General features: G+C 46.8%; 13 protein-coding genes and 1 riboswitch. Of the genes, 7 read left to right on the plus strand and 6 right to left on the minus strand.

Annotated features, from left to right (window positions below):
- Positions 1-15 precede the first annotated feature (15 nt).
- From QHH26_09740 to QHH26_09765, 6 genes are all read right to left on the minus strand, one after another.
- Complete coding sequence (locus tag QHH26_09740) at positions 16-2712, minus strand: GH116 family glycosyl hydrolase (protein MDH7482236.1); 2697 nt, start codon at positions 2710-2712, stop codon at positions 16-18.
- Between the two features lie 14 nt (positions 2713-2726).
- Positions 2727-4052: a DegT/DnrJ/EryC1/StrS family aminotransferase gene (locus QHH26_09745; protein ID MDH7482237.1), complete on the minus strand. Its 1326-nt coding sequence runs from the start codon at positions 4050-4052 to the stop codon at positions 2727-2729.
- Positions 4049-6508, minus strand: coding sequence for a glycoside hydrolase family 38 C-terminal domain-containing protein (locus QHH26_09750; protein ID MDH7482238.1), 2460 nt, complete (start codon positions 6506-6508; stop codon positions 4049-4051). Before QHH26_09750 ends, QHH26_09745 begins: the two co-directional genes overlap by 4 nt.
- Positions 6509-6811: 303 nt before the next feature.
- Positions 6812-7351, minus strand: coding sequence for a hypothetical protein (locus tag QHH26_09755; protein MDH7482239.1), 540 nt, complete (start codon positions 7349-7351; stop codon positions 6812-6814).
- A gap of 28 nt (positions 7352-7379) precedes the next feature.
- Complete coding sequence (locus tag QHH26_09760; GenBank protein MDH7482240.1) at positions 7380-8267, minus strand: ParB/RepB/Spo0J family partition protein; 888 nt, start codon at positions 8265-8267, stop codon at positions 7380-7382.
- Between the two features lie 280 nt (positions 8268-8547).
- Positions 8548-8853, minus strand: coding sequence for a flagellar biosynthesis anti-sigma factor FlgM (locus tag QHH26_09765; protein MDH7482241.1), 306 nt, complete (start codon positions 8851-8853; stop codon positions 8548-8550).
- Between the two features lie 60 nt (positions 8854-8913).
- Positions 8914-9016: riboswitch (cyclic di-GMP riboswitch) on the minus strand.
- 360 nt (positions 9017-9376) lie between these two features.
- On the opposite strand from QHH26_09765, the gene QHH26_09770 reads away from it, so the two are divergent.
- Genes QHH26_09770 through atpA form a run of 7 tightly spaced genes read left to right on the plus strand, consistent with a single transcriptional unit; the run spans position 9377 to position 13630 of the window.
- On the plus strand, positions 9377-9619 hold the full coding sequence (locus QHH26_09770) for an AtpZ/AtpI family protein (protein MDH7482242.1): 243 nt from the start codon (positions 9377-9379) through the stop codon (positions 9617-9619).
- Complete coding sequence (locus tag QHH26_09775; protein MDH7482243.1) at positions 9612-9995, plus strand: hypothetical protein; 384 nt, start codon at positions 9612-9614, stop codon at positions 9993-9995. Before QHH26_09770 ends, QHH26_09775 begins: the two co-directional genes overlap by 8 nt.
- Positions 9996-10030: 35 nt before the next feature.
- A complete protein-coding gene (gene atpB, locus QHH26_09780; protein MDH7482244.1) occupies positions 10031-10705 on the plus strand; it encodes a F0F1 ATP synthase subunit A in 675 nt (224 codons plus the stop codon).
- A 48-nt stretch (positions 10706-10753) separates the two neighbouring features.
- Entirely contained in the window at positions 10754-11020 is a 267-nt protein-coding gene (gene atpE / locus QHH26_09785) for an ATP synthase F0 subunit C (protein MDH7482245.1), read from the plus strand.
- A gap of 25 nt (positions 11021-11045) precedes the next feature.
- Positions 11046-11549: a F0F1 ATP synthase subunit B gene (gene atpF, locus QHH26_09790; GenBank protein ID MDH7482246.1), complete on the plus strand. Its 504-nt coding sequence runs from the start codon at positions 11046-11048 to the stop codon at positions 11547-11549.
- Entirely contained in the window at positions 11546-12085 is a 540-nt protein-coding gene (locus QHH26_09795) for a F0F1 ATP synthase subunit delta (GenBank protein MDH7482247.1), read from the plus strand. The genes atpF and QHH26_09795 overlap by 4 nt, the downstream gene beginning before the upstream one ends.
- Positions 12086-12109: 24 nt before the next feature.
- The gene (gene atpA, locus QHH26_09800; GenBank protein ID MDH7482248.1) at positions 12110-13630 is read left to right on the plus strand and encodes a F0F1 ATP synthase subunit alpha; all 1521 of its coding nucleotides are present in this window, start codon (positions 12110-12112) and stop codon (positions 13628-13630) included.

Below are 13630 nucleotides of genomic sequence, written 5' to 3' on the forward strand. Positions count from 1 at the left end.
TCATGACAGCAATAGTTAACAGGCGGTGATTACTAACTTCTCGCCGGCTTTTAGCGTTATTGGCTTGTCGAATAATACTGATTGACCCTCAATGTGCGCAGATACCATGCCATCCGGGCCATTTATAGCGATATCTGTTTGGGGAAGGTCTGCAATGTCTAAGCGACTAAGTTGCTGGCTTCCATATAGGACCTCGAATGTGAATACGCCATTGCCAAGGTCTTGAGAGTAAATACCCCATCCTGTGCCTGTATTCCAGACTGTGCTATAATTCTCAGGATTAAGCTTTGGTGCGAAGCCCAATCTTTTTTCTACTAGGCTATATGTAAATCCGTCGAGAGCAAGCTTAACCGACCACGAAGACATTGCTCTTGCATAATGATGACCGCACTCCACTTCGTTCCAGGGATTTCTATTGTAACCAGCGTATCTGTCGCGTGTAGCTTTCACGATTGCAAGGCCTTCTTCAATCCAGCCTTCGTATATTAAATGAGCGGCTACCTGATATTCAATGCCCGTCCAGACCTCGTCAGAATATACGAAAGGTAGCGCAGGACGGTTTCCGTGCGGCCATGTGCACAGCAAAAGTCCGGCTTCGTCATTCAACGCGTACACCCTCTGGACATTTGGAAAATTTCCTACGGATGATAGGAAATTGTTGTCGAAAATGGATTTGAGCGCGGTCCGTACCTGATATGGGTCTAGCAAGTATCCCAACCCGGCAACATGAGCTGCCCATTGGCCAAGAAGCTGGTCAGACAAACACCCTTCGCCATATTGATACTTCGGCATAATATCGCCATTACCTAAAGCGGCTGCAGGACCTCCTGGTGATTGCTTACATGGGCAAGATGGCTCGCTAATTTTAGGGGTTTTCAGGTTGTCTGGGACTTCTACGCCATCGATTAACATAACCTTTTGGATATAATATTCGCCATTCCATAGCTCAGACTCAACTTTTGACCGCCCGCTCTCGTAGATGGCGCGATACTCTTCCGCCTTTTCAGTTTCGCCGAGGTAGCGAGCTATTTCCTCGCAAGCTCGAAGAGCACCAAGGTACATGGCAGTGCACATTGTATTGGGACCAAAGAACTCTATGTCGTAGGTGTTGTGTTGCTCTCCCTCCATGACGCCATCCTTGTTGGGATCCCATAGGGAATCGTGGCTACGGTCGCCCTCCCTGGCTGGAGGAGCCATCTTTTCCCTTGTCATCGTCCAAGCATATTCCAAAGCAAGCTTGACCTTTGGCCAAATCTCTCTGAGGAACTCGTCGTCGCCTGAGAGCTGCCAGTCGCGGTAAACTTGAATAATGGTGCCCATTTGGCCATCAGCACAAGGCTTAAAATTCCATATTTCTGAGCCTCTTGGCAGCTTTGTACGAAAGCCCATGTGGCCTGTTTTGCGAGTGTTATAGAGGAATTCAGTTTGCCGCATGGTGCGTTCGAGTTGCGGGAATAAAAATGCTACCGCCTGTTCATAGTTCCAAACATGGGTGCAGTTGCCGGGGCAGCAACCGCCTTTATCGCGGCAACCCTCCCATCCGTAAAAGCTGCCGTCTTCTAAAAGGAAGCATGTGCACGAGCGCATGATGCTCGCCTGAGATGTTATAGCGTCGAGAACGTGTGCAGGCAGAGTGCTGTTGAAGATTGCCCTACGCCATAGCTCTGTTTCTCCTTTGAGGCGTTCAAAATTTTTTGCAACATATTCAGCAACTCCCCATGCATCGTCAAACTGTGCACCTGGATATGTTTTAAAAGGTTTTGGGTTCTGCAGTCCCTCCGGAGGCCAGGGATTCGCCATCATTGGAAATAGCCAAGTGAGAAATATGGGCATTGTAACCGATCCGTTAGGTGGAATTTCAGCGTGTAAAACCAGCGATGAAACATCGGCAACACTAGGCGTGGGATCGGAATCCATCACTTCGGTAATGCGGCCGTCAGTGGAGAAGTCGTCCCAGAAAATGTGGCACTTATCCCACCAACCTCCTCTGTACCAGTGTGTTTGGATGTCCAGGTCGTTCCAAGTAGTGCTTATGGCTACTGTGCCGTACTCAGGGCTTGCAGGGTTGGCCTTGGGGTGCGTTAGGAATATTCCACGCAGGTTGCCGGTAGACTTGAAGGCGTTCAATGAACCTGCGCTCGTTGGGTTACCGTTCTCGTCTCTTGCAATTAAAGGATTTGATATGCTGGCAGCCAGTGATATGCTAACAGGTTTATCGTTTGGATTACTGAACGTCCATTCGAAGATTGCTACAGGGATGGCGCTGTCCTTAATATTAAGAGGTATAAATGGATTCCAAGCAACTAAAGATACATTTACCATTATATCTGGGTCGGAAAGTTTGAGGTTTGCAACAGGATATTCGCCTTTGAAACTAGCACCTCGAAATCTTGGAAGGCCTAATAACTGAGCTTGTGGTTCTCCGAAGCCGCTTCGATATGGAGGTGGAACTCTGCCTTCAAGCACTTTGGCAACCGGTTTCCCTTTTTCTTCTTTAGCCCAAAGTGCGAAGAAAGTGAAAGGCCAAACAGTTCCCTTGGCAGCTTGGTTCATGACCTCAAAATCTCGAAGGTTGCCTCTTCCTCCAAGGCTGATGGTTCCTGTACCAATTCCTCCCAGTGGAAAAGCTATCTCACTGGTAGCTTCGCCTTCAAAAGTACGCTGTTCACCAATTCTGGTAAGTTCGCTATGCTTATATGGTATTTTGCCCATTTCTTCCTCCAATGTTAGCTGGAGTGCTGGAAGAAATGCCAGCCGCCAATATTCTCAGGGTTACCTGGATCATCGGCTAATAACTCCTCGTAGTTATCGCAAACTTTTCTAAACGCCTCTATGTACTGGTCAATGATTTCTGGCCGGTATTTCTTAAACCATGGGATTGAGTAAGTCCTTGCTCCTACTCCTTCGCTTACTGGTAGGTCGCCCTTATATTGGCGCACGTCGCGTGTGGAGTTTGCTATTCTGGTGGGCTTTCCATGGCCATAGACATCGCACTTGGTGAAAAGTGGATGGAGGTGTAAAGCGTTATTCGCCCCAGGACTTGTAGGGCAACCTTCCGCCCTCACCGCTTCTGTGAATCGGGTCACGGAAAGTCCGCCTAGTTCTTCTGGTACGTATATCCCGTGGCATGCATACCACCCACCCATTGTGCAGTTCGACCCTTTAGGCGGTCTGTGCGCCCTAATGCCTGGGACACCCTCCAAGCCATCCCAGAAGTAATTCATTGCCTTATCTATTTCTTGCATTCTTTCATCATAATGTTTTAGTTGAACCCTTCCCATTGCTGAACTTAGTTGGTGCATCCGATATTTGTAACCACCTAGGGGAAGCCCAGCGAACTGTTTGAGGTAGGGTGTTGTTATGTTTGCTCCAAAGCGCTCATAGTGCCCAAATGCGATTGCACGCTCATAAATTTCAAGGTCGTCGGTGCAGAGAATGCCACCTTCACCAATGGGCAGAGATTTGCCGCTCATTAAGGACATTGCAGCCACATCGCCAAAAGTACCGACTTTTTTCCCTTTATAGAGGCCGCCATGTGCATGCGATACGTCTTCTATTACCTTCAAACCATGTTTGCGGGCAATCGCCATAATGCGGTCCATATCCGCTGGGTAGCCTAAATAATGGACAACCATAATTGCTTTTGTTCGGTCGGAAATCCATCTTTCAATGTCGTCCGGGTCGAGGCAGAGCGTCCAAGGATCTACATCTGCAAATACAACAGTTGCGCCAAGTGTGAACGCCGGAATTGCTGATGCCCAGTAGGTTATGCTTGGACAAATTATCTCATCTCCTACTCCAATCTTGCATCCAAACATTGCCGCTTGAATGGCTGCCGTGCCGTTATTGTGTGCCAGGGCGTATTTGCAGCCCAACCATGCAGCAAATTCTTCTTCGAATTGCTTAGTTACATCTGTGCCGGACATGGCTCCGCGCTGAAGTACTTCGAGCACCGCAGCCTCGTCCTCTTTTGTGACGATTGGCCAAGTGAAAATGTCGCCGTCGTTGCTTTTGACAGCCTTTTCTCCACCAAATAAAGCCAATTTACTCATTTTGCTAGCTCCAATCTAAGTGTTTTAATTTCCCATTTACCGAAAGGAATAGTAACATCCCTTCCCCTAAGCGCCAGGGCAGGCTTGTGAAGCGGCCGCTCGGCTAAGTCGGTTTCCAAGGCGGCTCGCACCTTCATTCCCATATTAATTCTTGCAGTTCCTGGTTCTCCTTTGCATTCGTAAAACCTAAGTATAAGGTCATTTGAATCCTCTGCTTTCTTTAGTGCTGTGACGATTAGGTTCGGCGGTTCTATGCTGAGAAATGAGTGCTCCTCAGGCAGATTGCCTGGGTGCCTTTGAGCAAAAATTGGGATGAGCGGGTTGTTTAGCTCAAAGCCTCTTCTTGGCGTGTTGGCCTGACGCCAATCACCTGCGTGGGGATAGAGAGAATAAGTAATTTCATGTCGTCCCTGGTCGGGTGTCGGGTCAGGATCATCCGATGCTCTTAGCAGGGAAAGGCGCATAACGTTGTCTTTGACGTCATGGCCATATTTGCAGTCGTTTAACAGGCTGACCCCGTAATCTTTGCCGGATAAGTCTATCCATTTTAGTGCGGGAACTTCATCGCCATTTGAGGGCCGTTCGATGCTTCCAAAAGGGATGTCAAAGACAGCCTTGCCATCCTTGACATTGACAGGGAATGCTACTTTTAGCATTGCACCATCCGTCTTGGATGTTCCTTGCTCGAACCAGTCGGCGGTCATTTTGAAATCAATCCGCGGCACACCAGGACGGAGGATTATATCTTGCATGAATGTGGATTTGTTGAACTTGTGTTTGACACGTATGACACCTGGTGCTATGACATTGACAAACTCGGCTTTGTCTAAGTCAAAGGTCTGCTTAATGTTTCCGATATTCCAGGCTGACATCCCGGCGGGATCTTCAATCAATACTTGAAGAAGCGCAGCCTTGCTATTCGGAGGGAGAACATTGCGGCTGGTTTTCTTGTCATAAATATTGGTGATAGTACCGGAAAGCTTATCAACAGTTACTTTGAAGTATTCGTTCTCTATTGTTGGTTCCTGAGAAAGTGCCGTTTGTCTTATTTTTGACGGCTTTGCGCGAATATAGAATGTTTTATAGCCAACTGAAGGAACATCTTTTGCTGTAAATACTAACTGACCATTGATGATTTGCGAAGTCATTTCATGGTTTTTAGCGTCCCATACGCTTATTTCTCGTCCGACTAGGTTTTTGGGTAAGGGCAAGCTTATTGATTCTGTTCGTTGCCAGGAGAGCGGGTTGAATACTATGATGGGCATTCCAGCGCCTGTAGTATTTACTTTGTCAGCAAGAGTTTTAAGAGCGCCTTTTAGCGCTGCTTCTCCAATCGAATATGCCTTATCGAAAAGCTTCTTTGAGTAGTCGTAGGAGCCGTGTATCGCCGTGCCGTCAAGGATGTCATGGAATTGGTTGAAACATGTATTTCGCCAAGCTTCTACGAACTCCTCGGCAGGGTATTTGAAGCCAAAAGGAACCGCTAGTGAAGAGAACGTTTCTGCCGTCGGCAGCAGATTTTCCATAGTGCGGTTCATCTTCTTGATATCTGAGTGGCTAGTATAGCAGCCTCTAAATACGAAATTTAATTCATTGCTTATAACAGGAAACTCTTTCTTTTGCGCTAGCAAGGTGTCAAAGAAGCCAACGGCTGTGTCAAACTTGACATTTGGAAAGTCTTTGCGTTTTCCAAGCTCGAGGGCTTTTTCAATATCTTTCCTAGTTGGGCCACCCCCGTGGTCACCGACACCATAGACGAACATTGCGTCTTTGACGTCATAGCGTCTGGCTAAGTCAAGTACAGCATCCTTGATGCTTTCATTAATGGAGCCGTTGTAACTGCCGCGATTAAATGCAAGAACTCGAGATCCATCCGGGGATTCCCACCAAAATACAGGTTCACCTTTGCCGCAGCGCATAAAATAGTAGTACTTGATGCCACTCTTTGCTAATATTTGAGGGATAGTCCATGCGTGTCCGAATGTGTCAGGCTCCCAGCAGATTAGCGGTTCAACGCCGAACTTTTCCATAAAGTAACGCTTGGCATAGAGAATTTGGCGAACAATTGCTTCACCGGAGGCCATGTTCATGTCGCCTTCGGTCCATGTTCCTCCGGTAATTTCCCATTGCCCGCTTTTTACGCGTTCCTGTATTTGCCTAAAAATTTCGGGATATTGCTCTTCGATTGGCAAATATGCTGATGCCTGGCTTTGTGAGAAACGGAATTGCGGATATTCTTCCATGAATTTGAGCATTGTGGAGAACGTGTTTTTGCATACCTCAACTGTTTCTGGCCAAAGCCAAAGCCAGTTCATGTCAATGTGTGCGTGTCCAATAAGATGAACGGTATATTCCTTAATGGATGCTTCGTCAATTGCTGAATCTGGATGCAAGTCCGTTGGGAATAGCCATAAAAAGAAAGCAAATATTAAAGTCAGAGCTACACTTAGTCTCACCAGTAGAGCCTCCATTTTAGTTTTTGATGTGCAGATGATTATACATTAGCCGGAAAGTTGATTAATCCCTTGTGGATTTATGGATTCTATTTACCAGGTTTGCGCACGGAGTAGAACTGTGGGACATTAGAGAGTTTAATAAGCAATATATGACTCCCTGAAGATTTTAGAAGTTATTAAGTAACTCTAGTATTTATTGCAGGCCTGCCTTGCTGTCATTGCCAATCTTACGTCTATGTCATTTTTAAACATGACCATCTAAAGTCATGATAGGTTGGCTCCCGAACACGAGACTCTCGGGCGTTACCCCCCGAAAATTTTGCGATACCAAGGTTTTCGCTGAGTTATCTCTTCGCGTGTTTTTGGTGCTGGTGCAAGCATTTTGAGCTCTTCTTGTAGTGTCTCAACCCTCCCTTGTAGGAAGCCTACTTGTCCTGAACGCTGTTCCAGCTGATAATGAAGCTCGCGATTCTCCGCTCGCAATTCTTTTATTTGCTCCAAGAGGGTGTCTATGACATATTTAATATGGTCCGGCGCTATCGAAGCTATACCGTCTATGACAGCAGTCTCGTCCTTTTCCGATTCCCCATCCGTTGCTTTGTTGATAAGTTTAGCATCAACCATTATTTTATTATCAGATTCCCCAAGTGCGCTTTCTTTCATCAAAGTTTCCTTGAAGTTCAAAACTTGCTCGCGATTGAACATTAATTTAATATGTCCATCGACTCTGACTGGTCTGGCTTTAAGACGGTTAGCTTTGACATAGCGGCGTATTTGACGATCACTCTTTTCGAGGATCTCCGACGCCTCTTTGATTGACATGTCATAGATCACCTCATTCATTACCCTGCTTTCCTCCCTTTTGCATTAATTATGTTTGAAAAATTAGGTCGATTATGCGCATTAGGTCATCCTCCCCGTAGAATTCGATTTCTATGCGGCCTTTATTTTCATGATTGGTTGAAATCGAAACTTTTGTGCCGAGGAATCGCCTGAGTTTATCTTCGACATTTGCAATATGCGGGTTTGTGTGTCCATGACGTCTAGTTTCACGTGAAACTTTGACATGGCGAGGCGGCTTGCCTGTCGCTGACATCCTGGACAGCCTTTCGGCTTCCCTGACACTGAGGCCGTCCTTGACAATCTTCTCCCATGCCTTGAGTTGTTCTTCGGGGTTTGGAATGGAGAGAAGGGCTCGCGCATGCCCTTCTGTAATCTGCTCGCGGTCGAGGCTTTCCAAGATTTCTGCTGGAAGGTTCAAAAGACGAAGGGTATTTGCCACCGCCGGGCGGCTTTTTCCAACACGCTCGGCAACTTGCTCCTGCGTTAGACCAAATTCATCCATAAGTCGCCGGTAAGCTTGGGCGCATTCGAGAGGTTTAATGTCTTCTCGTTGGAGGTTTTCTATAAGTGCGATCTCAAGCGATTCCCTTTCTGAGAGCTGCCGAGCGACTCCTGGGATGCTGTCAAGGCCTGCTAGAACCGCCGCTCTGAATCTGCGTTCGCCAGCCACAAGTTCGAACGCACCGTTATCTACAGGTCGCACTACGATGGGTTGAAGTATGCCATTTTGTCGTATGGATTCTGCAAGTTCATGAAGTTTCTGGTCGTCAAATGATTTTCGTGGTTGATAGGGGTTGAGCCTTATCTTGTCAATGTCGATGTCAATGACAGATTGTATTTCAACAGGCCTAGGTATATTCGAGGCATTGTCTTGTTTCTTTGTGTCCATGCGAGTGTTCTTGTCTATGATGTCCATGGTTATTTTTTAACTTCAACAGGCATTTTTGAAAATCCTCCTGCTTTGATAACAATAAATATTGTTAACTTTAAGAACAATTTCCTTTTAAGAAAATTATTGACCCTCTGGCAAATGGGAGAATAATATTGTCGAACTTGTCGCTTTGGTGATGATATTCAAACCGAGCAATTAGGAGGGCTTAAATAGCTTGCTCTTTATTTCTACTAATGAAAAAAACAAGAGAGGCCACTTTTTAAGGAAAGCCTCTCTTGCTTAGTTGATACCCAGTGGATGGTAATTAGCGAATTCTATCTGCGCGCATCCGACGGAGCATCATCTCGGCGATTTCCTCGCCGGAAATTTTGTATTCGCCTTTCTCGATGCGCTCTTTTAGCCGCATAACTATTTCCTCTCGCACATCGGGCATTTCTTTGACCATTTGAACAACACGCTCAACTTCGGCGGCATCCGGCTCGACTATTTTGGATTCAGGTAGTTCATCGGCGGTAATCTCTTTGAATTCCAAATCTGGTGTTTTCTGCTTTCCGAGTCTTGTGCTTTCGGCGGCCAAAAGCTTTGCTACTTCTATTGCTGATATCTGCATTTTCAGCCCCTCTTCCGCTTCGGAGCGCCAAAAACAAAAAGGCAAACGCTCCGAAGCTTAGACGGCAACCAGGCTGTCATTCCCGGAATCTCTTTCCGAGTTTCCCGGGGTTAGACCCTTGGCTTTGCGTCCCCTTCTTTCGAAGAGTTTGCCTTTTCGTTCTTCGTTATTTTTTCCTATTTGTATTATCGGACTGACTGTGAAATATCTTAAGGGCATTTTTACTAAAAATTCTTTTGGCAAAAGAATTTTCAGCGCTGTCAGTATACCACTCTCTTTGCAGGCTGTCAACCTCGTCCTTTTGCTGATGACGCACAATCTGACCCTATTTAAAAAATGAAAGGAACATTTGCCAATAATAAAAAGAAAATAATGCTCAAGGTGAGATTGGGCATTTTTTGGCGGCTGGTTTATATGTGACTCTCAAAAGTGCGGGTGGTGCGTTTTGAGAAGTTTGGTATAATATCAAGGATGCCTGCCAACCCACAAGCTGATAAGCGGGCATAATTGTGCGGAACGCGTCATGCCATATAATAGATATAGATGGATGAGAGGTGCAGGCCTTGCGTTGAGCGCTGGCCTTGTGCTGGTAATCTCGACAGTTATTGGATTGTTGTTCGGTCGTTGGCTTGACCAGAAATTTGGCACCGAACCATGGTTGATGCTGGTGTTTACGGTGCTTGGAATTGTGGCAGGATTTGTGGAGATGTTTAGGATGTTATTGCAGGCAATCCAAGAGGGGGAAAACAACTCGTCTGATGGATGAGGGCGTCATTGTAAGAGCATATCGTTCTATCGCAATTTCGTGGGTAATTGCTATGATTTGGTGCTGGGTATTCCGAAGCACCTGGGTTGCCGTCAATATAACAATTGGCATGGCTGTGGGCACGGCAATTTTGTTTGCTTTTCATCAAATAGTGAGAAAGGCATTTGTGCCGGGAGAATCTAAGGGGAAAAGAGCCTTGCTCAAGTTTTCTCTTATCAAATATCCGATCGCTTTTATTATTCTGATTGCTTTGGTAAGATGGAGTAAGTTCAACGCAGCTGCATTCTTCGGAGGAATTGTCCTCGTGCATTTTGCGCTTTACGCTAAGCTTGCTGGCATACTAATTGCTGAACAAAATAAGAGCAAGCAGTCCTAAGACATGAGCGATGTTTAATTGCGAGGGTTCCAAAAGTGGAGTATGAAGTAAGCCCATGGTTGTATTTTGGGATGTCGGTTCTAGTGATTGTTGCGCTTTGCATCTTGGCAGTTTTGCTTACTCGCAAACTTGAGCTAGTTCCGACCTCACGTCGGCAGAACTTTGTAGAGTTTATCGTTGCCTCGCTTGATGATTTTACCCGGGGGGTAATTGGCCCCGAGGGGAGGAAATATACCCCATTTATCGGTACCTTGTTTATTTACATACTAGTCATGAACTTACTTGGATTAATTCCCCCGCTCAGGTCGCCTACTAGTAATTTGAGCACGACAATTTCGCTAGCTTTGATTGTGTTTGTAATGTTTAATGTAGCGGGAATACGCAAGCTTGGGTTTGTCAATTATTTGAAGCAAATGCTACCCGGTCCCCCTTGGCTGTGGATTCTTATATTCCCAATAGAATTAATAGGCATGCTGGCTAGGCCTTTATCACTTTCTATTCGTCTTTACGGAAACATCTTTGGCGAGGAAACCGTGCTTGCCGTACTTGCCAGCCTGACGTTTGTGGTGATACCATACATTATAGCTTTGCCTACCCAATTTCCTATAATGTTATTTGCTATTTTTACATCTTTTATCCAGGCTCTTGTATTTACGATGCTTTCTGCCACGTATATTGCAATGGCAATTGCTGGAAGTGAAGAGCATTAAAACACCTTTTTGTACAAAAACTCGTTTTACGCAAAGGAGGAGTGTTTAGTGAGTTACTTCGTGGCAATGGTTCTGGCAATCGGGCTGGGACTGCCTATCGCCGTCCTTTCTGCAGCAATGGCTCAAGGTAGGGCAGCAAGTTCGGCGCTTGAGGGAATTGCCCGTCAGCCTGAGGCAGCCGGAAAAATTCAGCTCGCAATGATTATCGGTCTTGCAATTATTGAGTCTCTGGTAATCTATGTGCTGGTGATTGTGCTCCTGCTACTCTTCACCAGACTGCCTGCGACCGACGCGATACTGAAGCTAATCCACTAATAGGCTAGTATGGGGGAAGAGGCAAATGGAAGCCCTTAAAGAGCTTGGCATTGACCCAAAAGTCATGGCGGCTCAAGTAACGGGTTTTATCCTCTTGTGGATAGTACTAGCTCGTTACCTGTTTCGTCCTGTTCTTGCTTTTCTTGATGAGCGCCAAAGGCAGATTAAGCTGGCAATTGATAATGCCAATGAAGAGCGGGCAAAGGCTGAACAGCTGCGGGCCGAGTTCGAACAGCGCATGGCTAGCATAGAAGCAGAGGCACGATCGCGAGTGCAGGCTGCAGTAAGGGAGGCAAACGCCGCTAAAGAGGAAATCCTGGCTGAAGCGCGAAATCGTGCTGAAAGCATCCTTCAGCGAGGGCAAGAGGACCTTGCTCGGGAGCGCGAGAAAATACTTGCCCAACTCAGAGAAGAAGTGGTAAACATATCTCTTGCCGCGGCCGGCAAAGTTATTGGTGAGGCCCTGGATGAAGAACGGCATAGAAAGCTTGTAAGTGATTTCATTGAAAAGCTGGAAGCCAAAAAATGAAGTTGACGGTTCTCGCAAAACGATATGCGGCTGCTTTGTTTGAAGCGGCAAAGGCCTCTGATAGTATAGACTTAGTGGAAAGCGATCTTGGATTGGTTACTTACTCGCTGGAGTCTGTGTCTCAACTGACGGAGGTCCTAGAGCAACCGCTTATCCCGATTGAGCGCAAGAAAGAAATAGTGAGGGATATATTTAGTGGAAGGGTTCAGGAACTCACGCTTAATTTTCTTGGCCTTGTAATCGAAAAACGTCGAGAACGCATATTAACCGAGGTTGAGAAGGAGTATGTAAAGCTTGCCAACGACTACCGTGGCATCGTCTTAGTTCAGGTGACGAGTGCCTTGCCGCTTACTTTGGATGAGAAGTCGGCGCTTCGGGCTAAGCTGGAGGCGTTTACGGGTAAGCAGGTCGAGCTAGAGCTTCACGAAGACCCAACGCTAATTGGGGGGTTGGTTCTACGAATTGGCGACACAGTAATTGATGGGAGTGTGAAAGGCTACCTAGAGTCGCTGAGAAATCAAATGCTCGGTAGATAAACGAAACGGGAGCGTTAGATGGACATAACAATAAGACCTGAAGAGGTAACTTCAATCCTTGAAAAGGAGCTGGGAGCATATAGTAAGGAACTAAAAGAGGTCGGCGTTGGCACCGTTCTTCAGGTTGGCGATGGAATTGCTCGCCTTTATGGTCTAAGCGACGCCATGGCAGGCGAGTTAATCGAGTTCCAGAACGGCGTCTTCGGGATGATTTTTAATCTTGAGGAAGACAATGTTGGCTGTATCATTTTGGGCTCGGATATCGAAATAAAAGAAGGTGACGTGGCCAAGCGAACTGGCAAAATCGTTCAGGTTCCTGTGGGCGATGCGCTGAAGGGGCGCGTCGTGAATGCGCTTGGCCAGCCGCTTGATGACAAGGGGCCAATTGTGACCGATAAGTTCCGCCACGTGGAAGCTCGAGCACCTGGTGTTGTTGACCGCCGACCAGTAAAGGAACCCCTCCAAACTGGTTTGAAGGCTATTGATAGCATGATTCCTATTGGGCGGGGGCAGCGAGAGCTAATAATCGGCGACCGGCAGACTGGGAAGACGGCAATCATAGTTGATACAATCATCAACCAAAAGGATAAGGACATCTACTGTATCTACGTTGCAATCGGACAGAAGCTTTCCACTGTAGCTCAAGTTGTGAAAACTCTTGAGGATTTCGGCGCGATGGAGTACACCACAATTGTAAGCGCAACTGCAAGCGACCCAGCGCCGCTTCAGTATCTTGCACCATATGCCGGATGCGCAATGGGCGAGGAGTTTCGCGACACAGGAAGGCATGCCGTCGTATTTTATGATGACCTTTCAAAGCACGCCCAGGCATATAGGCAAATCTCTCTTCTTCTAAGGCGCCCGCCGGGCCGTGAGGCTTATCCTGGGGATGTATTTTACCTACATGCAAGACTGCTGGAGCGTGCCGCAAAGCTTAACGATGAGCTTGGTGGTGGTTCGCTAACAGCAATCCCTGTAATTGAAACGCAAGCGGGTGACATATCGGCGTACATCCCGACTAATGTAATCTCCATCACCGACGGCCAGATATTCCTTGAAGCTGACCTCTTCTATGCGGGCGTTAGGCCGGCCATCAACGTTGGTGTATCTGTTTCTAGGGTTGGCGGAAACGCACAGATTAAGGCTATGAAGCAGGTGGCGGGCCGATTGAGACTAGATCTTGCGAGATATCGTGAAGTGCAAGCATTTGCGCAATTTGCGACCGACCTCGACAAGGCTACGCAGGAACAACTTGCCCGCGGCGCGCGGCTCACAGAAATCCTCAAGCAACCCCAATATGAGCCAATGCCAGTCGAGCACCAGGTGATGATTATTTATGTTGCAAATAATGGTTACCTGGATGATGTCCCACTGGAGGCCGTTAAGCAGTTTGAGAAAGAGTTCCATATTTTCATGAATGGTAGGTATCCTGATGTCGGTAGGCAAATCGCTAAAACTGGTGAGCTCAGCAAAGCCACCGAGGACCTACTAAGGAAGGCAATTGAAGAATTCAAAGCCGAGTTCAAGGCGGAGATAAGCAAATAG

This window comes from Armatimonadota bacterium, assembly GCA_029907255.1.
Classification (GTDB): Bacteria; Armatimonadota; UBA5829; order DTJY01; family DTJY01; genus JAIMAU01.

What these genes read in the sequence shown, in the direction of transcription:
- atpF (MDH7482246.1), top strand. Translation starts at nt 11,046, where the DNA reads ATGGAAGCCCTTAAAGAGCTTGGCATTGACCCAAAAGTCATGGCGGCT.
- QHH26_09755 (MDH7482239.1), bottom strand. Translation starts at nt 7,351, where the DNA reads ATGAATGAGGTGATCTATGACATGTCAATCAAAGAGGCGTCGGAGATC.
- QHH26_09775 (MDH7482243.1), top strand. Translation starts at nt 9,612, where the DNA reads ATGGATGAGGGCGTCATTGTAAGAGCATATCGTTCTATCGCAATTTCG.
- QHH26_09770 (MDH7482242.1), top strand. Translation starts at nt 9,377, where the DNA reads ATGCCATATAATAGATATAGATGGATGAGAGGTGCAGGCCTTGCGTTG.
- QHH26_09745 (MDH7482237.1), bottom strand. Translation starts at nt 4,052, where the DNA reads ATGAGTAAATTGGCTTTATTTGGTGGAGAAAAGGCTGTCAAAAGCAAC.
- QHH26_09740 (MDH7482236.1), bottom strand. Translation starts at nt 2,712, where the DNA reads ATGGGCAAAATACCATATAAGCATAGCGAACTTACCAGAATTGGTGAA.
- QHH26_09765 (MDH7482241.1), bottom strand. Translation starts at nt 8,853, where the DNA reads ATGCAGATATCAGCAATAGAAGTAGCAAAGCTTTTGGCCGCCGAAAGC.
- QHH26_09795 (MDH7482247.1), top strand. Translation starts at nt 11,546, where the DNA reads ATGAAGTTGACGGTTCTCGCAAAACGATATGCGGCTGCTTTGTTTGAA.
- QHH26_09760 (MDH7482240.1), bottom strand. Translation starts at nt 8,267, where the DNA reads ATGGACATCATAGACAAGAACACTCGCATGGACACAAAGAAACAAGAC.